The sequence below is a fragment of the Nocardioides sp. CCNWLW239 genome (assembly GCF_037137035.1).
Taxonomy (GTDB): Bacteria; Actinomycetota; Actinomycetes; order Propionibacteriales; family Nocardioidaceae; genus Nocardioides.
This window is the reverse complement of sequence record NZ_JBBBNW010000009.1, coordinates 43,993-65,785: the sequence shown is the minus strand read 5'-3', so window position 1 is coordinate 65,785 and position 21,793 is coordinate 43,993. Positions and strand designations below refer to the sequence as shown.

Here is a 21,793-nt window from a genome sequence, read left to right as displayed (position 1 = left end):
CCCCCACCCTCCGGCTCAGTGTCCATCAGCGGCCTGACCAAGACCTATGGCCAGGCCACGGCGGTCGACGGCCTGGACCTGGAGATCCGGGCCGGCGAGTTCATCTCGCTGCTCGGCCCCTCGGGCTGCGGCAAGACGACGACGCTGCGGATGATCGCCGGCTTCGAGAAGCCCGACTCGGGCAGCATCATGATCGGCGGCAAGGACGTGGTCCGGCTCGCGCCCTACCAGCGCGACGTGAACACGGTCTTCCAGGCCTACGCGCTGTTCCCGCACAAGTCCGTCGCCGAGAACGTCGCCTACGGCCTCCAGCAGCGCAGGACGCCCAAGGCCGAGATCCGCGAACGGGTGGTCGAGGCGTTGCGGATGGTGCGGATGCTCGACTTCGCCGACCGCCGCCCGACCCAGCTCTCCGGCGGCCAGCAGCAGCGGGTCGCGCTCGCCCGGGCGCTCGTCAACCGGCCCGGCGTCCTCCTCCTCGACGAGCCGCTGGGCGCCCTGGACCGCCAGCTGCGCGAGGAGATGCAGCTCGAGCTCAAGCTGCTCCAGTCCCGCCTCGGGATCACCTTCGTCTTCGTCACCCACGACCAGCACGAGGCACTCGCGATGAGCGACCGGATCGCGATCATGCGCGCCGGGCGGATCGAGCAGCTCGCCGACGCCGACACCGTCTACAACCAGCCCGCCAGCGCGTACGTCGCCGGCTTCGTCGGTCAGCAGAACTTCCTGCACGGCGAGATCAGCGCCGACGGCACCACCGTCGAGACCCCCGTCGTCGTGATCGAGGGTCCCGCGAAGCCCGACGGAAGACCCGGCGAGCCGCATCAGGCCGCCATCCGCCCCGAGCTGATCTCGATCGAGCCTGCGCTCGAGAACAAGGCAGCGGCCGAGGGTCTCAACACCGTGGCCGGCGAGGTCCTCCAGGTCTCCCTGCTGGGCGAGGTGATCCAGTACCTCGTCAAGGTCACCGACGAGACCAGCCTGCTGATCCGCCGCCCGACCCACGGAGCCACCCGGCTCTCCCCCGGCGACCAGGTCCTCTGCGGCTGGGCCGCCGAGGACGTACGTCTCTTCCCTCTCGACACCCCGTCCGCCCCGACCACCGCTAGGAGCCCCCAGTGAGCAACCCCGGAGACACGAACAGGAACGTACGCATCCTGGCCAGCCATGCGGGTGCGCGAGCGATCCGTCAGGAGCTCTCGCGGCGCCACTTCCTGAGCCTGGCGGCCCTCGCCGGCGCGGGTGCCGCGCTCAGCGCCTGCGGCACGGGCGGAGGCGGTGGTGGCGAGGCGGCGGTCGAGCCGGGTGCCGGTGCGACCGGCGGGCCGGTGGAGAAGTCGCTCTCGATCTACACCTGGGGCGACTACGACTCCCCCGAGGTGATCGACGCCTTCGGCAAGACCGGCCCGAAGGTGACCCTCGACTCCTACGGCTCGAACGAGGAGCTGATCTCCAAGCTGGTCGCGGCCAAGGGCACCAGCGGCTACGACATCGTCGTTCCGACAGGCGTCTACATCCCCCAGCTGATCGAGAACGAGATCATCGTCCCGCTCAACAAGGACCTGATCCCCAACCTCGCCAAGGTCGACCCGAAGTTCCTCGGCCAGGACTGGGACCCGGAGAACGAATACTCGGTCTGCAAGTGCTGGGGCACCACCGGGTTCGTCTACGACACCACGGTGATCAAGCGCGACCTGGCGACCTGGGACGACTTCATCGACGCGATGCAGAACGAGGCCTCGGGCAAGACCTCGCTGCTCGACGACCCGCAGGGTGTCGCCGGCCTCTACTTCTGGGCCAACGACATCGACTGGAACACCGAGGACATGGCCGACTACGACGCCTACGAGGCCGAGGCGGTCGAGAAGTGGGCACCGCACATCGCCGGCTTCGACTCCTACCCGGCCACCGGAGCGATGCAGCAGAACACCTTCGCGCTGATGCAGAACTGGAACGGCGACTCCCGGCTCGGCATCCTCGAGCACAAGCAGCCCGACCGCTGGAAGTGGGTCCTGCCCGGTCCGACGACGGAGCTGTGGATGGACAACTGGTGCATCCCCACCGGCGCGCCCCACCCCGAGGCTGCGCACGCGTTCCTCGACTACGTGCTGGAGCCGGAGAACTCGTTCCTGGAGATGGACTACATCGGCTACAACACCGGCGCGCTCGGCATCGAGGAGATGGCCAAGGAGCGCAAGGTCGAGCTGCCCGAGATGATCTTCTTCACCGACGAGCAGCTCGCCACGATGAAGAACGGCGCCGTCAACAAGGCCCAGGACCGGCGTACGGAGGTCTACGACAAGCTGAAGGCCGCCGCCAGTGCCTAGGAACGGGTCCAGCAGGCTCCCCGGGTTCGTCCTCGCCGTCCCGGCGTGGCTGTGGCTGACCGTCTTCTTCGTCGTCCCGTTCCTGCAGATCGCCTGGTTCAGCTTCGGTGAGAAGCCGGGGATGTTCGGCACCCACAGCAACGCGGTGATGTCGCTGGACCGCTATGCGGAGGCGTTCAGCCCGACCTTCTTCACGATCTTCCGGGCAACCCTGTGGATGAGCGTGCTGGGGACGGTCGCGTGCCTGCTGATCGCGCTGCCCGCCGCGTACTTCATGGCGGTGAAGGTCCCGGCCCACCGGCGCGGGCTGCTGGTCGCGCTGGTGATGGTCCCCTACTGGACCTCGTTCCTGATCCGCACGATCGGCTGGAAGGTGATCCTCTCCTCCGAAGGTGCCCTGGCCGGGTTCCTGACCGACGTCGGCCTGGTCGGCGACCCGCACGACCTGCTCAACACCCGCGGCGCGGTGCTGCTGGGCCTGATCTACAACTATCTCCCGCTGATGATCCTGCCGCTGTACGTCGCCTTCGACCGCGTCGACGGCGCGCTCGGCGAGGCGTCCAAGGACCTCGGCGCGGACCGGGTGCGCACGTTCTTCCAGGTCACGCTGCCGTTGGCGCGGCCCGGGATGATCGCCGGCGTGATCCTGGTCTTCATCCCGATGACGGGCGACTACGTCACCCCGGCCGTGCTCGGTGGCGCCAAGGGCACCATGGTCGGCTCCCTGATCGCCAGCCAGTTCCTGACCGCTCAGAACTGGGCGCTGGGCTCGGCGATGGCGGTCGTCCTCATCCTGCTCACCATGCTCGTCGTCGTCCTCGCCGTCGCGCTGCTGTGGGGGGTGGGCTGGCTCGTCGGGCGACGGAGTCGGCTGGTCATCGGCACGAAGACCTCCGGAAGGAAGGAGTTGGCAACGACATGAGCAAGCCGTCCGGGACCAACCTCGCGCTCGGGGCATGGACCACGCTGGTCTTCCTCTTCCTGTTCGCCCCGATCATCGTGATCGGCATCTACTCCTTCAACGGCGGTCGCCTGCTCACCGCCTGGGACGGCTTCAGTCTGGAGCCGTTCACGGCGATCATCGAGCGGCCGACCGTACGCCACACCGTCGCCGTCTCGCTCCAGACCGCCGTCATCGCCGCGCTCCTGGCGAGTGCGCTCGGCACCCTGGCCGGGATGGCGATGGCCAGGTTCCCGGGCCGGTGGACGGGCCCGTTCACGCTGCTGTTGCTGCTGGTCTCGGTGACACCCGAGATCGTCGACGGCATCGCGCTGCTGCCCTGGTTCGTGACGCTCGGTCAGGACTGGTCGTTGCTGCCGTTCAACAACGGCTACGTACGTCTCGTGATCGGTCACTCGCTCTTCGCGACCGCGGTCGTCACCTACATCGTCCGGGCCCGGCTGGTCGGGCTGGACGCGTCGCTGGAGGAGGCTTCGGCCGACCTCTATGCGCGCCCGGTCCCGACGTTCTTCAAGGTCACGCTCCCCCTGGTCGGGCCGGCGGTCCTGGCCGGCGGGCTGCTCGCCTTCACACTGAGCCTCGACAACACGGTGATCTCCTCGTTCATCAACGTCTCCGGCACGACCTCGTGGCCGGTCTACGTGCTCTCCTCGGTCCGATCGGGGCTCAAGCCCGAGATCGCCGCGGTCTCCACGATCCTGCTGGTCTTCACGCTCCTTGTGCTCGGGTTCGTGGCGTGGGTGCTCAGGCGTTCGGGTTCCTCGGTGACCGACACGATGGCCGTGAACTGAATGGACGCGCGCCCGGTGGACCTGCTGGTGCGTGGTGGCCGGGTGCTGCGCTCGGGCCGCTGGGAGGACAGGGATCTCGCGGTCCAGGACGGACGGATCACGGCGATCGGCGCAGACCTGTCGGCCCTGGCCGGCCCGCAGACGCTGGTCGAGGATCTCGACGGCCGGTGGGTGCTGCCTGCCTTCCACGACTCGCACGTCCATCCGGTCCAGGCCGGGCTGGAGATGAACCAGTGCGACCTGACCGGCCTGTCCACGCTCGACGAATACCTGGACGCCATCGGGTCCTACGCCGCCGCGAACCCGGAGCGTGCCTGGGTCACCGGCGGCGGCTGGTCGATGGACTCGTTCCCGGGAGGGGTGCCGAGCGCTTCGCCTCTTGATCGCCTGCTGCCCGACCGGCCCGTCTTCCTGCCCAACCGCGATCACCACTCGGCCTGGGTGAACAGCCGCGCGCTCGAGATCGCCGGCATCTCCGCGCAGACGCCGGACCCCGCCGACGGGCGGATCGAACGCGACGGGTCCGGCCGCCCGACCGGGGCGCTGCACGAAGGGGCGATGGCGCTGGTCGGGTCACTCGTGCCGGCCCCGACCACCGGCGACCTGAGGGCGGCGCTGCTGACCGCGCAGCGGCACCTCCACTCGGTCGGCATCGTGGGCTGGCAGGACGCTCTGGTCGGTGACGGCCTCGGCATGCCCGACTCGCTGCCGACCTATATCGCTGCCCGGGAGGCCGGCGAGCTCACCGCGAAGGTCGTCCTCGCCCAGTGGTGGGACCGCGACCGCGGCCTGGAGCAGCTGCCCGAGCTGATCTCGCGCCGCGCGCTGGCCGCGCGGTCGGGGCTGGACGCTGCCAGCGTCAAGCTGATGCAGGACGGTGTCTGCGAGACGCACACGGCCGCGATGCTCTCCCCCTACCTCGACTCCCACGGCCACCTCACCGACAACCGCGGGCTCTCCTTCATCCCGGCGGACTCTCTGGCCACCTACGTCGCGGCGCTGGATGCGGCCGGGTTCCAGGCGCACATCCACGCGCTCGGCGACCGGGCGGTACGCGACAGCCTGGACGCGATCGAGCACGCCCGTGCGGTCAACGGGGCCAGCGGGCTGCGGCACCATCTGGCCCACGTGCAGGTCGTCGATCCCGCCGACGTCCCGCGGTTCGCCGCGCTGGAGGTCACCGCCAACATCCAGCCGCTGTGGGCCTGTCTCGACGAGGCGGTGGAGGTGCTGACCCTGCCGTTCCTGGCGCCGGCCGCACGCGAGCAGCAGTACGTGTTCGGGTCGCTGCTGCGTACGGGTGCTCGGATCGCCTGCGGTAGCGACTGGCCCGTCTCCGACCCGGCGCCGTTGCTCGGTATGCACGTCGCGGTCAACCGCCGCTCCCCCGACCAGTCTCCCGACGCCGCTGCGCTGCTCCCCGAGGAGGCGCTGTCGGTGGCCGACGCCCTTGCCGGTTACACCACCGGGACCGTCTCCCTGAACCGCCTGGAGGGCTCGACGGGCCGGATCGAGACCGGGTACGCGGCCGACCTGGTCGTCGTCGACCAGGACATCCTCGGCGACGACACCGTCCTCGGCCGCACCCAGGTCACCCACACGTACGTTGACGGCCGGGAGGTCCATCGACGGGGCTAGGCGACGGGGTTAGACGACAGGGTTAGGCGACCGGCTCCGGTTCCGGGTCCGACTCGTGGTGCGTCGGCACCCAGCGCGTCGCGGTCAGGACGGCGCCGAGGACGAGCAGCCCGGCGGTCAACCAGAACGGATACGTACGGTCGATCCCCGAGAGCCAACCGGAGATCCAGCCGAACGGTGCCGCGGCCAGCATGACCGACATCCGCTGCAGCGCCATCACCCGGGAACGTTCGGCCGCATCGACGTGCAGCGCGACCAGAGACTCCGAGAGCATGAACAGCATCCCCGCTCCGAAGCTGTCCAGCAGCAGACAGATGCCCAGGAGTGCGTACGTGGCAAGGTCGGCGTCGCCCCGCGACGCCGGGATCAGGACCAGGAGGAGCTGGCCGGCGAGGTAGGTCCCGAAGCCCCACAGCGTCGCCCTCTTGAGGTCCATCCCGCCGGTCAGCCGGGAGATGACGGTGAAGAGGAAGAGCACCGACATCAGCGAGCGCACCATGGGGAAGAACGGCAGCAGCGGGTCCGGCACGTGCAGATGCTGGCTGACCACGACCTGCCAGAACGTGGCGTTGATCAGCGTCACCGCGGCGAACAGCGCTGCGATCGCGAGCGCCAGGACCGAGCCGCGCGAGCGCACCAGCAGCGTCAGCGCCCCGCGGTATCCGGCCAGGAGCTGCCAGAGGCTGTGCCCGTCCGTCTCTGCCATCCGGATCCGGCCCTGCTTGGTCTCGGAGGACCACAGGTAGAGCCAGATGATCTTCGCCGTCATCACCACCGCGGCGTTGATGAAGAGCAACCGGACCGCGGGCTCCAGCCCGAATCGCGCCACCAGGATCGCCGCGATCGGGGCGAAGAGGGCCGAACAGTCCGCAGCCACCCGCACCAGCGAGTAGATCCGGGTGATCTGCCCGCGCTCGGCGTCCTCGACCATCAGACAGTCCCAGGAGTTCTGGGTCACCTGCAGTGCGCCGTTGACCACCGACGCCGCGAGGAAACCCCAGAAGCTCTGCGTGAACGCCCAGATCAGGCACGGGATCACCCAGGCGACCACATCGAACAGAGCCGTCGTCGCCCGCCGCCCGAGCCGATCGGTGATGATCCCACCAGCGAGGCCGAAGAAGACCTGGGAGACCATGCCCGCGCTCGCGATCAGGCCGATCTGCGCGTCGTGCACGCCCAGCGCCAGCATGAACACCGAGAGGTACGGCAGCACGAGCGCCATCGACAGACCCCACATCGGCTCGGTCCAGACGCACGCGCGCGGGTTGCCGCGAAGGTGGATGAGGGTGTGCCAGAGGGGGTTGGGGGTACGTACCACCGGGCAAGTAAATCAGCCCCTCGCGTGCAAGACTCACGACATGATCATCTTCGGGGTCAAGACCTACACGCGCCTGCTCGCGACCCTCTCCTTGGTGTGCCCTCACTGCGGTCAGCGTGCCGCGCAGCGGCTGTTCGAGAACGTCAACAAGTTCACTCTCTTCTTCATCCCGCTCTTCCCCGTCGGTACGTCCCGCCGCATGGACTGCACCTACTGCGGCTACGCCTCGAAGGTGTCCAAGGAACAGGCCCAGCAGCTCGTCACGTCAGCTCCGCGGCCGGCCGCCGGCTGACGCGCTGTCTTCCTGTGCGCATGACAGCCCGAGGCCGACGCTCACAGAGACATCACAGTCGAGACCGAAGGTGCTGAAGGATTGCCTCGCCAGAGTCAGGTCACGAACGACCGACTGCAAGGAGATCCAGTGAGCCGCGTACCCGAACCCGACCTCACCCCCGACGGCCCCGCCTATGAAGGCCGTCTGCTGGCCCGCCCACGCGAGGAGGTGGTCGACCAAGGCGCCGGCTTCGACGTCACGACGCTGCTGACGCGCCGCCGGATCTTCGGGCTCCTCGGAGCCGGGGTCGGGGCCGCAGCCTTGGCGGCCTGCGGTGCCGGCTCGTCGAGCTCGTCCGGATCATCGGGCGGCGCTGCGGCGAGCACGACGAGCGACGGGGAGATCCCGCAGGAGACCAACGGGCCCTATCCGGCCGACGGCACGAACGGCACGAACGTGCTGACCGAGTCCGGGATCGTACGCAGCGACATCACGTCCAGTCTCGACGGCGGCACCACGGTCGAAGGGGTGCCGCTCGAGTTCACCTTCACCGTGACCGACATGGCCGACGACGACGTGCCCTTCGAGGGGGTCGCGGTCTATCTGTGGCAGTGCGACGCGCTCGGCCGCTACTCGATGTACTCCGAGGGGGTCGAGGACGAGACGTACCTCCGCGGTGTCCAGGTCGCCGACGCCGAGGGTCAGGTGACCTTCAAGACCATCGTCCCGGGCTGTTACGACGGCCGCTGGACGCACCTGCACTTCGAGGTCTACCCCGACGCCGAGTCGGCCACGAGCGGCGAGAACGCCATCGCCACCTCGCAGGTCGCCTTCCCCGAGAAGATGCTGACCAAGGTCTACGAGAACGATGCCTACACGGGCTCGGCCGAGAACCTGGCCAAGGTCAGCCTCGAGAGCGACAACGTCTTCAGCGACGGCTACGACCTCGAGATGGGCACCTTCACGGGGAGCACGAGTGCCGGCTACCAGGGCTCACTCTCCGTCGCCGTCGACACCACCACGACGGCCACCATGGGCGGCGCGCCGGGCGGCAGCGGTCCGGCCGGGGGCCCGGGAGGCACCCCACCCGAACCCCCGACGCGGTGAGCGACCGTCAGTTGACCTTGCGCTCGCGGTCGCCCCAGTAGGGCTCGCGGAGCTTGAACTTCTGCAGCTTGCCGGTGGCGGTGCGAGCGAGCGAGTCGCGGAACTCGACGACGGTCGGGGCCTTGTATCCCGCGGCTCGCTCCTTGCACCAGGCGATCAGCTCCTCCTGGGTCGCCGAGGCGCCCTCGGCGAGGACGACGAGCGCCAGGATGGTCTCGCCCCACTTCTCGCTGGGGATGCCGATGACGGCGACCTCGGCGACCGCGGGGTGCAGGAAGAGGACGTCCTCCACCTCGGCGGAGCTGACGTTCTCGCCGCCGGTGATGATGACGTCCTTGATGCGGTCGGAGATGGTGAGGTAGCCGTCGTCGCCGATGCTGCCACCGTCGCCGGTGTGGAACCAGCCGTCGGCCAGCGCCTTCTCGGTCTCCTCCGGCTTCTCCCAGTAGCCCTCGAGCACCACGTTGGAGCGGGCCAGGACCTCCTTGTCGGGCGAGATGTCGAGGCTCACGCCGATCGCGGGCGCGCCGGCGCGGGTCAGCTTCGCGGCGCGCTCCATCGGGTCGAGGTCGTCCCACTCGGCACGGGTGCGGTTGATGGTCAGCAGCGGCGAGGTCTCGGTGAGGCCGTAGATCTGGATGAACTCCCAGCCGAGCTCCTCCTGGACGCGTACGACGGTCTTCGTCGGCGGCGGAGCACCGGCCATGATGATCCGCACCTTGTCGCGGCCGGGGATCTCCCCCTCGGTCTCCTGCCACTGCGGGAGCGCGTCGAGCACGGCGGCCGCCACCGCGGGGGCGGCGCACATGTAGGTGACCCCGTGGTCACGTACGCGGCGCAGGATCTCCATCCCGTCGACCTTGCGCAGCACGATGTGCTTGATGCCGAGACCCGTCGCGGCGAACGGCATCCCCCAGCCGTTGGCGTGGAACATCGGCAGCGTGTGCAGGTAGACGTCGCGGTCGCTGCACCCGGCGTGGAGCGCGAAGGTCAGCGCGTTGGTCCAGATGTTGCGGTGGGTGATCTGCACGCCCTTGGGCCGGGCGGTGGTGCCGGAGGTGTAGTTGATCGCCGCGGTCGCGTTCTCGTCCGGCTCCCACGGGACCGGCTCGACGCCTTCCGCGGCGTAGAGGTTGGCGTCGTCGCCGAGCACGAAGCGGTGCTTCGCGGTGACGTCCTTCAGCGCTTCGTCGACCTCGGGGTCGACCCACAGCACGGAGGCGCCCGACTGCTCCACGATGTAGGAGACCTCGTCGGGACGGAGACGGAAGTTGACGGGCACCAAGATGCGGCCGTAGCCGGAGACTCCGTAGAAGGCGGTCAGCAGCCGTGCGGAGTTGTGGGAGACGATCGCGACCCGCTCCCCCACGCCGATGCCGAGCTCATCGAGCCGTGCGGCCATCCGCTTGGCGAGCACCTTCATCTCGGCGTACGTCACCTCCCCGAGCGGGGCCGCCGGCTGGTCGGGCTCGTCGACGATGCCGACCCGCTCGCCGTAGACGGATGCGGCACGGTCGATGAAGTCGTTGACGCTGAACGGAACGAACACGGGCTACCTCCAGGTGCAAGTCGTGACCCGCATCACTGTATCGATGAGAGCTCTCTCATGGATCCCCGCTGCTGCCACGTGGTCAGGCACTATCGAAGGGTCATGTCCCGCACTCTGAAGATCCTCCTCCCCCTGGCGGTCCTCGCCGTCGTGGGCATCTACCTGGCCGGCTCCTTCGCCGGAGCCTCGGAGAACGACCCGCCACCGCGCGAACCCGTCGTGCTGCCCTCGGAGTCCGTCTCGCCCTCCGCGCCCGGTTCTTCGGGCCCGGGATCGTCCCCGAGCACGGATCCTTCGGGTGTCCCGGTCGTCACCCCTGGTCCCGTCGACGATGATGATGACGACGACGATGACCACGACGACCGCCATGACGACGACTGACCCTCAGCCGCCCGAGACCACACCGCCACCGCTGCGCCGGGGGCTCTCCGTGCGCGCCCGGCTCACGGCCTCGGTCGCACTGCTCGTCACCCTCGCCCTGGCCGGGGCCGGTCTCATCGTCTACGCCGTCGAGCTCAACCGGGTCGATGCCGCGACCACGCGGGAGACGGAGCAGGAGCTCGACGAGTTCTCGAGGCTGCGCACCGAGGGCATCGACCCCGAGACCCGGGCGCCGTACGACGTAGAGGGTCTGCTGCTCACGTTCCTCCGCCGCAACGTCCCCGACGACGACGAGCTCCTGGTCGCCTGGGTCGACGGCCGGCCGCGCGCACAGTTTCCCGAGGATCCGCTGGTCACCTCCGCCCGGTTCCGCAACGCCGTCCGCGACTTGGCCGTCAGTGGCGGGACGACGTATCTCGAGACCCCCGAGGGCGAGGTACGCATCACCAGCCAGCCGGTGCGGCAGGACACCGCCACGGGCACCACCGAGGGCGCCCTCCTGGTCGTCTCCTACCTCGACGAGGACCGTGCCGAGCTGCGCAGCACGATGCGCACCTACACGATCGTGGCCGGTCTCCTCGCACTCCTCGTCACCGTGGTCGCGGCCTGGCAGTCCGGTCGCCTGCTGGCCCCGCTGACCCGGCTGCGACAGGCGACCGGATCGATCAGCGCGACCGATCTCTCCGCCCGCCTGCCCGAGTCCGGAAACGACGACATCTCGGCTCTGACCAGGAACTTCAACGACATGCTGGACCGGCTGGAGCGGGCGTTCTCCGACCAACGCCAGTTCCTCGACGATGCCGGTCACGAGCTGCGTACGCCGCTGACGATCATCGGCGGCCACCTCGAGCTCCTCGACGAGTCCGACCCGGCAGAGGTCGAGCAGACCCGGCGGCTGGCGCTCGACGAGATCGACCGGATGAGCCGTCTGGTCGGCGACCTGATCCTGCTGGCCAAGCACGACCGGCCCGACTTCCTCACCCTGGAGGAGGTCGACGTCGACACCCTCACCGAGGACATCCTCGCCAAGGCCAGCGCGCTCGCCGACCGCGACTGGCATCTCGACGCGGCCACCCCCGGCACCTGGCGCCTCGACCCGCAACGGGTCACCCAGGCGATGCTGCAGCTGTGCGACAACGCCGTCGGTCACACCGCACCTGGCGACCGGATCGCCGTCGGCTCGGCGACGGTCGACGGCACTCTGCGGCTGTGGGTGCGCGACACCGGCCCCGGGGTTCCGGCCGAGGACCGGGAGCGGATCTTCGAGCGGTTCGCGCGCGGCACCGAGACGGGGTCGGGCGACCGGCCGGGACTCGGGCTCGGGCTGGCCATCGTCTCCGCCATCGCCACCGCCCATGGAGGCGCCGTGGCCGTCGAGGACGCCAGGCCCGGCGCCCGCTTCACCATCACTCTGCCCGCACGCACCGAAGGAGAGGCATGGCCCGCATCCTGATCGTCGAGGACGAGGACCGCATCGCGGCGTTTCTGGCCAAGGGCCTGAGCGCCGACGGCCATCAGACGACCACCGTCGCCGACGGCCTCGAAGGGCTCGAGGAGGCGCTCAGCGGCGCCTTCGACCTGATGGTGCTCGACATCGGGCTCCCCACCATCGACGGCTTCGAGGTGCTCGACCAGCTGCGCGCCCAGGGGTCCCGGATGCCGGTGGTGGTGCTGACCGCCCGCGACTCGGTGCACGACACCGTTTCCGCGCTCGAGGGCGGCGCCGACGACTATCTCGCCAAGCCGTTCCGCTTCGCCGAGCTGCGGGCCCGGATCAACGTACGTCTGCGGCAGCAGGACAACACCGACGCCGAGGTGGGCGAGCTCCGCTCCGGCTCGGTGGCGCTGGACCTGCGTACGCGACGGCTGCGGGTCGACGGGCGCGAGACCGACCTCTCTGCGCGCGAGTTCGCGCTGGCGGAGGTGCTGCTGCGGCATCCGGGGCAGGTGCTCTCTCGTGCGCAGCTGCTCGACCTGGCCTGGGGCATGGACTTCGACCCCGGCTCCAACGTCGTCGACGTCTACGTCGGCTACCTGCGCAAGAAGCTGGGGTCGGCCCGGGTCGAGACCGTCCGCGGCATGGGCTACCGCTTCCAGCCCTGACTCCCCGTCATATCAGCCGATCCGCAGGCCACCCAGCGAGGCGCGCGGGAGGCGCTCCACCGCGGGGGAGACCGTCTCGGCGATCTCCGCCGGGGCGGGACGGTCGCCGGGGGCCGGCGCCAGGCACGCCTCGATGACCTTGGCGATCTCGGGCGGCGTACGTCGGGGGAGGGCGCCGGGGCGGGAGACGAGCTGCGGGTAGCGCTCCGTGCGGTCCGCGGCAGAAGGGTCGCCATGGGGGAACGGCCGTTCGCCGGTGACCGCGTGGAAGAGGGTCGCTCCCAGGGCCCAGACGTCGCTGGCCGGGCCGACCTCGCCACGCTCGCCGGGCAGGCACTGCTCGGGCGCCATGTAGGCGTCGGTGCCGATCTCGTGGCGCAGCACGGCCGCCGCGGCGACGGGTCGGGCCACCGAGAGATCGATCAGCCGGGCCGGTGAACCCATGATCAGGTTGCTCGGCTTGATGTCGAGATGCACCCAGCCGGAGCGGCGCAGGTAGTGCAGCACCGAGGCGAGGTCGAGCGCCAGCGGCAGATACTGCTGCTCCGGGAGGCGCCCGTGACGACGGATCAGGGTCGAGAGCCGCGGGCCCTCGACGTGCTCCATCACCACGTACGGCCGCTCGCCGTCGAGGTCCTCGCGCAGGGCGCGGACGAGGACCGGATGCTTCAGGATCGTCAGCGCATCGGTCTCGCGCCGCAGCGCGTTGCGGCTGGTCTCGCTGTCGATCAGGTTCGGTCGCAGGACCTTGGCGACGACCGGGCCGTAGGTGATCTCGTCGAAGGCCAGGAAGGCCTCGTACGACGAGCCGCCCCCGAGCAGCCGCATCGCGGTCAGCTCGGGGGTGATCGCGTCACCCTGGTCCAGGCCCCAGGTGTCGGTCATCGGCGGGCTCAGTCCTCGGACTTGTCGTCGGCCTGGTCCCGGGTGTTGTCGTCCCGGGTGTTGTCCTTGGTGTCGCCGTCCTTGGTGTCGCCGTCCTTGGTGGTGTCGTCGTTCGTGTTGTCCCGCGTGTTGTCCCGCGTGTTGTCGCGGGTGGCGTCCTTGGTCGCCCGGGTCACGCCGGTCCCGTTGGTCACGTCGTCGGCGCCGTCGCGGGTGACGTCGTCGACGTCGTTGTCGTCGTCGTCCACGTCGTCGACAGTGGTCACCTGGGTGTTCGACTTCTCCTCGCGCTTGGCGTAGTCGTCGTCAGCGGCGGCGCTCTGGAACGTGACCGCACCGGCCGCGACCACACCGACCAGCCCGGTCGCCAGCAGCATCGGGAGCTTCTTCATGGTTCGTCCTCTCGGTTCTGGCCCGGGTGTTCCCGGCCCTGTGGAAGAACCATCTCTGCCCGCGGTGAGGTGACCGTGAGACGACCATGAGAGGTCTCTCATCCGCGAGCCGGTTCGGGTCAGGTGGCCGGTGCTGGTAGGAACGTGCCGTGGAGAGCAAGGAGAAGCGCGAGATCGCGCTCAAGGTCGGCGTACTGGTGCTCGTCGGGGTGCTGATCTCGGTGGCCGGCTACGGCTACTCGCGCTCACGCTTTCGCGAGCACGCGACCGAGCAGGCCGAGACGGCCGCCAGCAGGTTCGCGAAGGCGACGAGCTGGACCAGCATCGATGCCGACGCCGACCTGGTCGAGCAGTGGGGGAACGCCTGCTCGTCGGTCCAGACGCCGCCCACTGAGAAGACCGCCGACGCGCGCGGCCACCTGGAGAAGGTACGCATCATCTCGACCGAGCTCACCGAGACCGGCGCCACGGTGGAGCTGACCCCCGACGGCGGCCAGTCGGTCTTCACCCTCGCGGTCGACCGCTCCGGGAAGGGCAAGGACGAGAAGTGGCACGTCACAGGGGTGACCTGCGAAGCAGGGTGAACAGACCCGTGTGGCAGCCCCCGACTCTGGGTACCACACCGATATGGACACCGCTGGATTCACCAACCTGTTGACCCGCCCAGGGCCGTACGCCACCGTGCTGGCCGACGTCAGCCAGGACTCGGAGAACGCGGCCCACGCCAAGGAGCTGCGCGTACGCGCGGCCTGCGAGGAGCTCTCCGCGCAGGGTGCTCCGCCGGAGGTCGTAGCCCAGGTCGCCGAGCGCCTGGAGGCGAACCCGCACCAGCCCGCGCCCCTGGCCCACGTCGTCGTCGCGACCCCCGAGGGGATCGCCTACGACCAGGTGGCCGTCGCGGAGGTGACGAACCAGGTCGCGACCTGGGACCCGCTCCCCGACCTCGGCTCCTGGATCGCCGCCCGCGACGCCTCGATGCCGTTCGTGCTGGTCCTCGTCGACCACACCGGTGGCGAGATCTCGCTGTGGGACTCCGGACTGCCCCAGCCGACGGCGACCACCACCGTCGAGGGTGACGAGCTCGAGCACGTGCACAAGGTCCAGGACAACGTCGGCTGGGCGGCCTTCCGCATGCAGCAGACCACCGACAACGTGTGGCGCAACAACGCCGACAAGGTGGCCGAGGAGGTCATCCGGCTGATCCGGGCTCATGGCCACGACCTCGTGCTCGTCGGCGGCGACCCGGCCTCGGTCGGCAGGCTGCGCGACGACCTCGCCGACCAGCCTGTCGAGGTGGTCGAGCTGACGAGCGGACAGCGCGCCACCGACGGCGGCGACCAGGCTCGCGACGACGCCATCCGCAGCGCGCTGATGGACCGAGTCGTACGCCGTCGCACGGCCCTCGTCCGACGGCTCGAGGAGGCCTGGGGCCGCGGCGACCGCGCGGCCACCGGCGTACGCGACGTCGCCGATGCCTTCGTCACCGGCCGCGTCGAGACCCTGCTGATCGACCCCGGCGCGCTCGCCGGGCGCATGCTCGACCCGGCCGACCACCCTGGTCTCACCTTCGGCGAGGCTCCGGTCACCGGCCCGGTCGAGGCCGGCGAGGCGCTCATCGCCGCGGCGGTCCTCACCGACGCCGAGGTGTGCGTCCTGCCCGCCAGCGTGCTCGGCGACGCGCCCGTGGCCGCGCTGCTGCGCTGGTCCTGACCCGGCTCAGCGGCGCCAGGCCCGGATCTTGTCCGGCTCGGTGTCGGGAGACTCCGTGGCCGCCCAGACCTTGCGCCACTCGGCGATCTCCTCGCCGGCCGGGTCGGGCGTGCTGCGCTCGGCGGCGCGGCGCATCGAGGCGTACCAGTCCGTCTCGTCCTCATCGAGCAGCCTCGCCACGGCTGCCCGGATCCGGGGCGCGAGCTCGCGGACCGACTCGCCCTCGGCGGCGCGGAGCGGCTCCCCGAAACGTACGGTCAGCTGCCGCCGGCCACCGGAGGTGTCCTTCCCCGGCCAGCTCACGCCGCGCGGCATCGCCGCGTAGGTGCCCCGGTGGGCGATCGGCACGATCGGAACTCCGTACTCGATCGCCAGGTAGGCCGCACCCGACCGGAACCGGCCGACGGTGCCGTCCTTGGAGCGCGTGCCCTCGGGGAAGACGACCAGCGACCAGCCCTCGGCGAGCACTTCCCCCGGCTGGGTCGACAACGCTCCCCCGCGGCGGTCGATCGGCAGCGTGTTGAAGACCAGCGAGGATCCCACCGCCCGCCACCAGGTGTCGAAGAAGTAGTCGGCGGCGGCCGCCACCGCCGTACGCCGCCGCCACTGGTCCGGAAGACTCAGCAAGATCAGCGGGGTGTCGAGGTGAGAGGCGTGGTTGGCCACGAAGATCACCGGGCCCTCGAGCCGGTCGAGCACGTCGAGGCCCTCGACCCGGGTCTTCACCTGGGACCTGAAGACCGCCTCGAGCCCGGCCTGCGCGACCTCCCGGACGGCTCGCGCCGCCGGCTTCCGCGACCACTCGTTGTCGAAGACAGTCGTCGTGGCCGGTGGTACGAACGGCTCCGCCGACCTCGGCACCTGCGCCCGGTGCCCCCACCGCCAGCCCCGCTTCATGAGGCGTACGTCGCGGGCGGTGTCCTTCCAGAAGCTGCTCATCGAGGCGCCTCCTCGCCGTGTAACACGTCGTTCGTAGTACTACTCGCCCTATCTGAACGACCGGATAGTGCTCCGAACAGCGTGTTACACGTGCCCCACGATCCGCCGACCCCCCTCATCGCACGTCCGCCAGGAGGTGCGGGGGGTTGCGCAGGTAGGTGATCGACGGCGACGGGCCGACGGTCGAGCTCGCCATCTCCAGGGCGTCGCGCAGGGTGGTCGCGGACCGGAAGCCCATCCGGGCGGCGGCCTTCGGGTTCCCGCCGACCCAGATCACGTCGCCGAGGTGGTCGAGGGCGTGCGCGATCCAGTACCACATGTAGAACGGGTGGACGCCGTGGTAGGCGTTGGAGGTGCGGTAGAGGTGGACGTACCAGGGGTCCGTGGCGAACTGCTCCTCGAACTTCGGCCCGATCAAGGCCGGGTCGGTCGTGTCGGCGAGCACCTCCTCGTAGAAGTCGACGTAGGAGGGGTGGGTGAGGGTGTTGAAGCCCTCGTCGAGCGGGTGGTAGAGGATCGCGACGCCACCCTCGCGCACGACCGGCTGGCGCAGGTAGGAGTTGAAGTAGTAGCCCAGGCCCATGCAGGCGGCCAGGATCGGGTTCATGGTCGAGTTGACGTTGTAGGGGCCGAGGTAGGGCACCCCCATCACCATCACGTCCGACTGCCCCTCGACCTTCACCCGCTGCTGCTGGTGGACACGCTGCACGGTGAGCTCGTGAACCGGCTCGACGGCACCGGCGGTGATCCCGGTCAGCCCGTAGTTGGAGCGCAGGTCGTGGAACATCTTGTGGCGCATCTTCTGCGGCGCGACCGCCAGCCCTCGGCGCAGGCCGAGCACGGTCGCCTGGTCGCGCAGCGACCACTCCCACTCGCGCTTCAGGAGCGTGTCGTAGGGGCGACCGAACACCTCGTTGTCGAGCGTCGTCTCGATCTGGAACACCTTGACGTGCTCCCCGATCAGCCGGCCCATCCGCCAGGCTGAGGAGTGCATCTCGGAGTGCTTGTGGTCCATGAAGGAGCGCGAGTGGACCATCGTCTTGGCGTTGTGGTGGTGCTTGATCGACTTGTAGGACGCCAGCCCGATGCCGACCGACTTGTGGCCGCCGTCCATTGCGACCAGGTTGACGTTGACGTAGATCAGCAGGTCGGAGGTGGCCGCCCGCTTGTTGATCTCGACGTCCTCGCCCTTCTCGGTGACGCCCATGTGCTCGAGGTTGGCGCGGTCCTCGGCGTCGTGGTTGTAGAGCTTCCCGGAGGGCGCGAAAGAGCGGAAGACGCGCTCGCCGACGATGTGCTTCATCTCCGCGTCGGTCATCCGTCGGTGCAGCGCGAGCGCGGCGATGATCTCGACGTCGTCGACGCCCTTCTCGGCGGCGATCGTGAGCACCTGCTCGATGATTCGGCCCCGGATGTCGGGCGCCTTCATCGTGGGCAGCGGCAGGGAGAGGTCGTCGAAGGCGATCGTCAGCCGCATCCCCGGAAACATCAGCTCCCGCAGCGGCTCGGAGTCGACCGGGTTCTCCAACGACTCCCGGATCGCCGCGTCCACGTCCGGCACCGTCGGCAGCGACTCGGGCGGGTAGACCACCCGGGTGCCCTGCGGGAACTCCTCCAGCCGGAACCCGAGCCCCTCGTGGACGAGCAGAGGCGGCGTACGGTCGTCGACCTCCAGAACGAATCCTGGGCGTGTCATCGATGACTCTCCTTCGATTTCAAGACGGCTCTGCTCAATTCGTTCGGCGGGGGTCGAACGCCACCTTGACGGTGCCGAGCCGACCGGCTGAGTGGGCATGGTCGAGGGCCTCGCGCCAGCGGTGGAGCGGGTAGGGCGCGACGGTCTTGGCGAGGCGGCACATGGCGTCGTGGCCGACCAGGTCGAGAGCGGTGGCGAAGTCGCCGGAGCCCCGCGAGGAGGCGTACGTCCCGACCACCTCGAGCTCCCGGAACCAGGCCGCGGACAGATCGGCGGAGGCGGGCATCCCGGAGAGCACCACCCGGCCGCCGGCACGGGTGGCATGCAGGCAGGTCTGCAGCGACTCCTTGGAACCGACCGCGTCGACGGTCACGTCCACGCCGCCGAGCAGGTAGGGAGACGCCATCATCTCCGGTTCGATCATGAAAGCGCTGGTCGCACGCCGAATTCTCCGCAGCGTCTCGCTCGGCGCGACGACCTCGGTGGCGCCGAACTCCAGCGCCAGCTCCCGTTGATGAGCGTGCTTGGCGACGACCACGATCTCACCGGCGTCGGTGAGCTCGCGCAGCGCGAGCGTGGCCAGCAGCCCCACCGCACCGGCGCCCGAGACGAGCACGCGGTCTCCCGGCCGGACCGCGGCACGTCGGGCCGTGTGCACCGCGCACGCAACCGGCTCGGCGAGCAGCGCCTGCTCGTCGGAGTATCCCTCCGGCACCACGTGGAGCTGTGAGCGGTGCACCGAGAGCTGCTGCGACCAGCCGCCGCCGGTGTCGTGGCAGAACCCGGTCTGCAGGCCGGAGGAGATGTCGCCGACGGTGATCCGGGAGCACCGGTTGGTCTCTCCGCGCGCACACGCCTCGCACGCCTCCAGCCCTCGTGCGGCACAGGTGAGGACCGGGTCGACGACCACGCGGGTGCCGGCCGCCAGGTCGCCGCACGGATCGATCAGCTCACCGACGATCTCGTGGCCGGGGACGAACGGCAGGCTCACCAGCGGCTGGAAGTAGAGGGACGTCTTCCCCGACAGCATCCCGAGGTCGGACCCGCAGATCCCGGAGAGCGAGACCCGCAGCCGCGCCCACCCGTCGTGGACGACCTTCGGCGGGTCGAGCGTCACCATCCGCAGCGGCGCCGCGGCCCCGGTCAGGAGCAGCGGCATCCGGCCGCCGGCGACCTTCCCCAGCGCCGTCTTCGCGACGCTGCGGTACATCTCGAGCGCGAGCATTCAGCCCCTCCTCATCGGTTCAGCCCAGCCGGGTCGAGCGTGCGGCTCGCGTGGCCCGGAGATTCCCAGTCGACGATCGTCCAGTGCGACTTCTTGGCATGCCGGAAGAGAGGTACGTCGGGCCGGACCGCGACCGGATGACCGACCGCGGCGAGCAGCGGGAGATCCGAGTGGGAGTCGGCGTAGGCGAAGCAGTCGGACGGCGAGATGCCCTCGCGGCGGGACCACTCGCGGACGAACGCGCCGCGCGACTCCCCCACCAGCGGCGAGGCCGACAGATGGCCGGTGCAGATCCCCCGATCGTCGACGGCCAGGTCGGCCGCCTCGACGTGGTCGAACAGCGGGAGCAGCGGCCGGGTCAGCGGCCGGATCGCGCCGGTGACCAGCACCGTCACGTGCCCGGCGGCACGGTGCTCGCGGATCCGCCGGACCGCGTCCGGGGCCAGGCGGCCGAGGATATGGGTGGTCAGGTGCTGGTCGACGATCTCGTCGAGCTCGGCGAGCCGCGCACCGGCGTACTCCTTGTAGACCGTACGCAGCAGCGAGCTGCGCTCGGCACGGTCGGCCCACACGTAGCTGGGCACCTTGCCCGCCATCCGGGCGATCTCGGCTGCCTTCTGGGTGCCCGACAGCTCGCCGAGACGCAGCCAGAGGTAGGTCTCGATCACGTTGGAGGACATCAGGGTGCCGTCGAGGTCGAAGAACGCCGCGACCCGCTTCTCCTCGGTGGGCGAGGGCGCCGAGATCCGTGGCATCCGTCCGGGAACCGGCTTCTTCCGCAGCTTGCGCAGCTCGTCGAGCTCGCGGACCGGCTTGGTCACCGAAGGCACGTGGATGCCATAGAGATACTCGTGCCAGTCGATCACGCCGGTGTCGAAGGCGAAGGTCTCCTGGTCGGCGGGCGACAGCGACCGGTAGAGCGCGAGCGTGTTGGCGTCGACGAAGCGCAGATCGGCCTGGGCGTACTCCTTGTAGAGGTCCAGGTAGCGCCGCAGGAACTTCAGCCGCCGGCCCTGCCGGTCGAGGTCGCGCGCCCAGCCGCGGGTGCGGTCGCTGCGCGGCGCCAGCCCGAGAAGGGTGTCGGCGATCTTGTGCACCTTCTCCCCGGTCGTCATCAGCCGCTCGACCGACGCTCCACCGGGGAAGGTCCACTCGGGCAGCCGCACGGCCCCGCGGTCGCCGGCCGCGAAGGGCTCCTTCGCGAAGTAGGCGCGCACGTTCTCGTAGAGCATCTCGAAGGTCACCGGGTTGCGGTCGCCCGAGGCGAGGTGGAAATAGGCCGGCTCACCGTGCTGAGGCGGGTGGGCGAGGCAGGCGACGATGGAGGCGACCACGTGGTCGACGGGCACGATGTCGATGGCGGTGTCCGCGGCCGCCGGGAAGAGCGGCAGCTCGCCGCGCCCGTAGGCGAGGATCAGCGGCTCGGCCATCTTGAACCCCTCGATCCATCCCGGATGCGGGCGGGCAAGAGCCGACTCGATGATCGCCGGGCGGTAGATCGTCGCTCGGTTCCCCTGCGCGGCGTACGCCTCGACGACCCGCTCCCCCAACGCCTTGGTGAAGGTGTAGCAGTCGGTCCAGCCCAGCGAGCGCGCGCGCTCGGCACCGAGGCGTACGAGCTCGTCCTTGACCCACTTCTTCCGTGCCTCCTCGGTGGCGGCAGCGGCGGTCATCAGGCCGGCACGACCGTGCTCCCGCTCGGCCTGCTTGCGCAGCTTGGAGATGACCTCGACGCTGCGCGAGCGCTCCTCGACGGCGGCGCGCTGGGCCAGGCCCCAGGCGAGCTCGGCATCGACGTCGACCGCATGGTCCACCGGCCCCTCGGGGATGTGCCCGCGGCGGCGGCCGGACACGTAGGCGGTCGAGACGTGCAGATAGTGGATGTCGCGCCCGGTCTCCTCGATCCGCCTGAGCAGCTCCCGGACCCCGACGACGTTGCTCATGAACCCCTCGTCGACCGGCGGGTCGAACGAGACGTCACCCGCGGAGTGCACCACCGCATCGAGATCGCTCGGCAGCGCGGGCGGGTCGGAGAGATCGCCCTCGACGACGTTCACCTCCGCGTCCGCGACCGCCTCGAAGATCGGCTTGGCAAGCAGCTTCGATATCCGGTCGGCCCCCGAGATCGACCCCTTCCGTCGGACCAGGACGCTGAGGCGTACGTCCGGCACCTCTGTCAGCAGCAGATGGAGCAGCGCCTCCCCCACGAACCCGGTCACTCCTGTGAGCAGGACGTGCTGCCCCGCGAGCCGTTCTCTGATCTCAGAGGTCACGCCCGCGATTCTGCCCAATCCGGGCAAGCCAGTGTGGGACTTCTGTTCAAATCAGCACCCAACCTTCCGCGAGGCTCGCTACGTATAAGCCATCGGACGACGATCTGGAGACCGATGTGTGGTCGGGCGCGTCTCCGCACCGTGGTCCCCGATCTCGCCGCATCGGATGGATCCTCGGTTGCGGGCTTCGGAGGCTGACCTGCGAAACTGGCGGGACCCCCGCA

20 protein-coding genes are annotated in these 21,793 nt (G+C 69.8%); 12 read left to right on the top strand and 8 right to left on the bottom strand.

Annotated features, from left to right (window positions below):
- The first annotated feature begins 18 nt into the window (after positions 1-18).
- From WBG06_RS24975 to WBG06_RS24955, 5 genes are read left to right on the top strand one after another with little or no spacing between them, the layout of a single operon-like run.
- Positions 19-1,122, top strand: coding sequence for an ABC transporter ATP-binding protein (locus tag WBG06_RS24975; RefSeq protein WP_336740293.1), 1,104 nt, complete (start codon positions 19-21; stop codon positions 1,120-1,122).
- Positions 1,119-2,327: a polyamine ABC transporter substrate-binding protein gene (locus WBG06_RS24970; RefSeq protein ID WP_336740291.1), complete on the top strand. Its 1,209-nt coding sequence runs from the start codon at positions 1,119-1,121 to the stop codon at positions 2,325-2,327. The genes WBG06_RS24975 and WBG06_RS24970 overlap by 4 nt, the downstream gene beginning before the upstream one ends.
- Positions 2,320-3,249 (top strand): ABC transporter permease, encoded by a 930-nt coding sequence (locus WBG06_RS24965; RefSeq protein WP_336740289.1) that lies wholly within the window; start codon positions 2,320-2,322, stop codon positions 3,247-3,249. The genes WBG06_RS24970 and WBG06_RS24965 overlap by 8 nt, the downstream gene beginning before the upstream one ends.
- Complete coding sequence (locus WBG06_RS24960; RefSeq protein ID WP_336740287.1) at positions 3,246-4,079, top strand: ABC transporter permease; 834 nt, start codon at positions 3,246-3,248, stop codon at positions 4,077-4,079. The genes WBG06_RS24965 and WBG06_RS24960 overlap by 4 nt, the downstream gene beginning before the upstream one ends.
- Positions 4,080-5,717, top strand: coding sequence for an amidohydrolase (locus tag WBG06_RS24955; protein ID WP_336740285.1), 1,638 nt, complete (start codon positions 4,080-4,082; stop codon positions 5,715-5,717).
- 22 nt (positions 5,718-5,739) lie between these two features.
- On the opposite strand, the gene WBG06_RS24950 is transcribed toward WBG06_RS24955, so the two are convergent.
- On the bottom strand, positions 5,740-7,035 hold the full coding sequence (locus WBG06_RS24950; protein WP_336740283.1) for an MFS transporter: 1,296 nt from the start codon (positions 7,033-7,035) through the stop codon (positions 5,740-5,742).
- Between the two features lie 40 nt (positions 7,036-7,075).
- Between WBG06_RS24950 and WBG06_RS24945 the strand changes: the two genes are divergently transcribed.
- On the top strand, positions 7,076-7,327 hold the full coding sequence (locus tag WBG06_RS24945) for a zinc-ribbon domain-containing protein (protein ID WP_336740281.1): 252 nt from the start codon (positions 7,076-7,078) through the stop codon (positions 7,325-7,327).
- Between the two features lie 129 nt (positions 7,328-7,456).
- A complete protein-coding gene (locus WBG06_RS24940) occupies positions 7,457-8,416 on the top strand; it encodes an intradiol ring-cleavage dioxygenase (RefSeq protein WP_336740278.1) in 960 nt (319 codons plus the stop codon).
- Positions 8,417-8,423: 7 nt separating this feature from the next.
- On the opposite strand, the gene WBG06_RS24935 is transcribed toward WBG06_RS24940, so the two are convergent.
- Positions 8,424-9,965 carry an AMP-binding protein gene (locus WBG06_RS24935; protein WP_336740276.1) on the bottom strand — a complete coding sequence of 514 codons (1,542 nt, stop codon included), beginning with the start codon at positions 9,963-9,965 and terminating at the stop codon, positions 8,424-8,426.
- A 102-nt stretch (positions 9,966-10,067) separates the two neighbouring features.
- Here WBG06_RS24935 and WBG06_RS24930 point away from each other — a divergent pair, with 102 nt between their 5' ends.
- The 3 genes from WBG06_RS24930 to WBG06_RS24920 are packed head-to-tail and all read left to right on the top strand — an operon-like array spanning position 10,068 to position 12,449.
- Positions 10,068-10,346 carry a hypothetical protein gene (locus WBG06_RS24930; RefSeq protein ID WP_336740274.1) on the top strand — a complete coding sequence of 93 codons (279 nt, stop codon included), beginning with the start codon at positions 10,068-10,070 and terminating at the stop codon, positions 10,344-10,346.
- The gene (locus WBG06_RS24925) at positions 10,333-11,799 is read left to right on the top strand and encodes a sensor histidine kinase (protein WP_336740272.1); all 1,467 of its coding nucleotides are present in this window, start codon (positions 10,333-10,335) and stop codon (positions 11,797-11,799) included. The genes WBG06_RS24930 and WBG06_RS24925 overlap by 14 nt, the downstream gene beginning before the upstream one ends.
- Positions 11,784-12,449, top strand: a complete 666-nt coding sequence (locus WBG06_RS24920; RefSeq protein ID WP_008358089.1) for a response regulator transcription factor — start codon at positions 11,784-11,786, stop codon at positions 12,447-12,449. The genes WBG06_RS24925 and WBG06_RS24920 overlap by 16 nt, the downstream gene beginning before the upstream one ends.
- Positions 12,450-12,461: 12 nt before the next feature.
- Here WBG06_RS24920 and WBG06_RS24915 read toward each other — a convergent pair whose 3' ends face one another.
- A complete protein-coding gene (locus WBG06_RS24915) occupies positions 12,462-13,334 on the bottom strand; it encodes a serine/threonine-protein kinase (protein ID WP_336740269.1) in 873 nt (290 codons plus the stop codon).
- An 8-nt stretch (positions 13,335-13,342) separates the two neighbouring features.
- Entirely contained in the window at positions 13,343-13,726 is a 384-nt protein-coding gene (locus WBG06_RS24910; protein ID WP_336740266.1) for a hypothetical protein, read from the bottom strand.
- A 149-nt stretch (positions 13,727-13,875) separates the two neighbouring features.
- On the opposite strand from WBG06_RS24910, the gene WBG06_RS24905 reads away from it, so the two are divergent.
- Together WBG06_RS24905 and WBG06_RS24900 are read left to right on the top strand one after the other, a co-directional pair.
- A complete protein-coding gene (locus WBG06_RS24905; RefSeq protein ID WP_336740264.1) occupies positions 13,876-14,310 on the top strand; it encodes a hypothetical protein in 435 nt (144 codons plus the stop codon).
- Between the two features lie 43 nt (positions 14,311-14,353).
- Positions 14,354-15,436, top strand: a complete 1,083-nt coding sequence (locus WBG06_RS24900) for a baeRF2 domain-containing protein (protein ID WP_336740262.1) — start codon at positions 14,354-14,356, stop codon at positions 15,434-15,436.
- A gap of 6 nt (positions 15,437-15,442) precedes the next feature.
- On the opposite strand, the gene WBG06_RS24895 is transcribed toward WBG06_RS24900, so the two are convergent.
- The 4 genes from WBG06_RS24895 to WBG06_RS24880 all read right to left on the bottom strand — a co-directional run bounded on the left by WBG06_RS24895 (position 15,443) and on the right by WBG06_RS24880 (position 21,569).
- The gene (locus WBG06_RS24895) at positions 15,443-16,375 is read right to left on the bottom strand and encodes a lysophospholipid acyltransferase family protein (RefSeq protein ID WP_336740260.1); all 933 of its coding nucleotides are present in this window, start codon (positions 16,373-16,375) and stop codon (positions 15,443-15,445) included.
- 115 nt (positions 16,376-16,490) lie between these two features.
- On the bottom strand, positions 16,491-18,071 hold the full coding sequence (locus tag WBG06_RS24890) for a lactate racemase domain-containing protein (RefSeq protein ID WP_336740258.1): 1,581 nt from the start codon (positions 18,069-18,071) through the stop codon (positions 16,491-16,493).
- Between the two features lie 34 nt (positions 18,072-18,105).
- The gene (locus WBG06_RS24885) at positions 18,106-19,296 is read right to left on the bottom strand and encodes a zinc-dependent alcohol dehydrogenase (protein ID WP_336740256.1); all 1,191 of its coding nucleotides are present in this window, start codon (positions 19,294-19,296) and stop codon (positions 18,106-18,108) included.
- A gap of 11 nt (positions 19,297-19,307) precedes the next feature.
- A complete protein-coding gene (locus tag WBG06_RS24880; protein ID WP_336740254.1) occupies positions 19,308-21,569 on the bottom strand; it encodes an HAD-IB family hydrolase in 2,262 nt (753 codons plus the stop codon).
- Positions 21,570-21,793 lie beyond the last annotated feature (224 nt).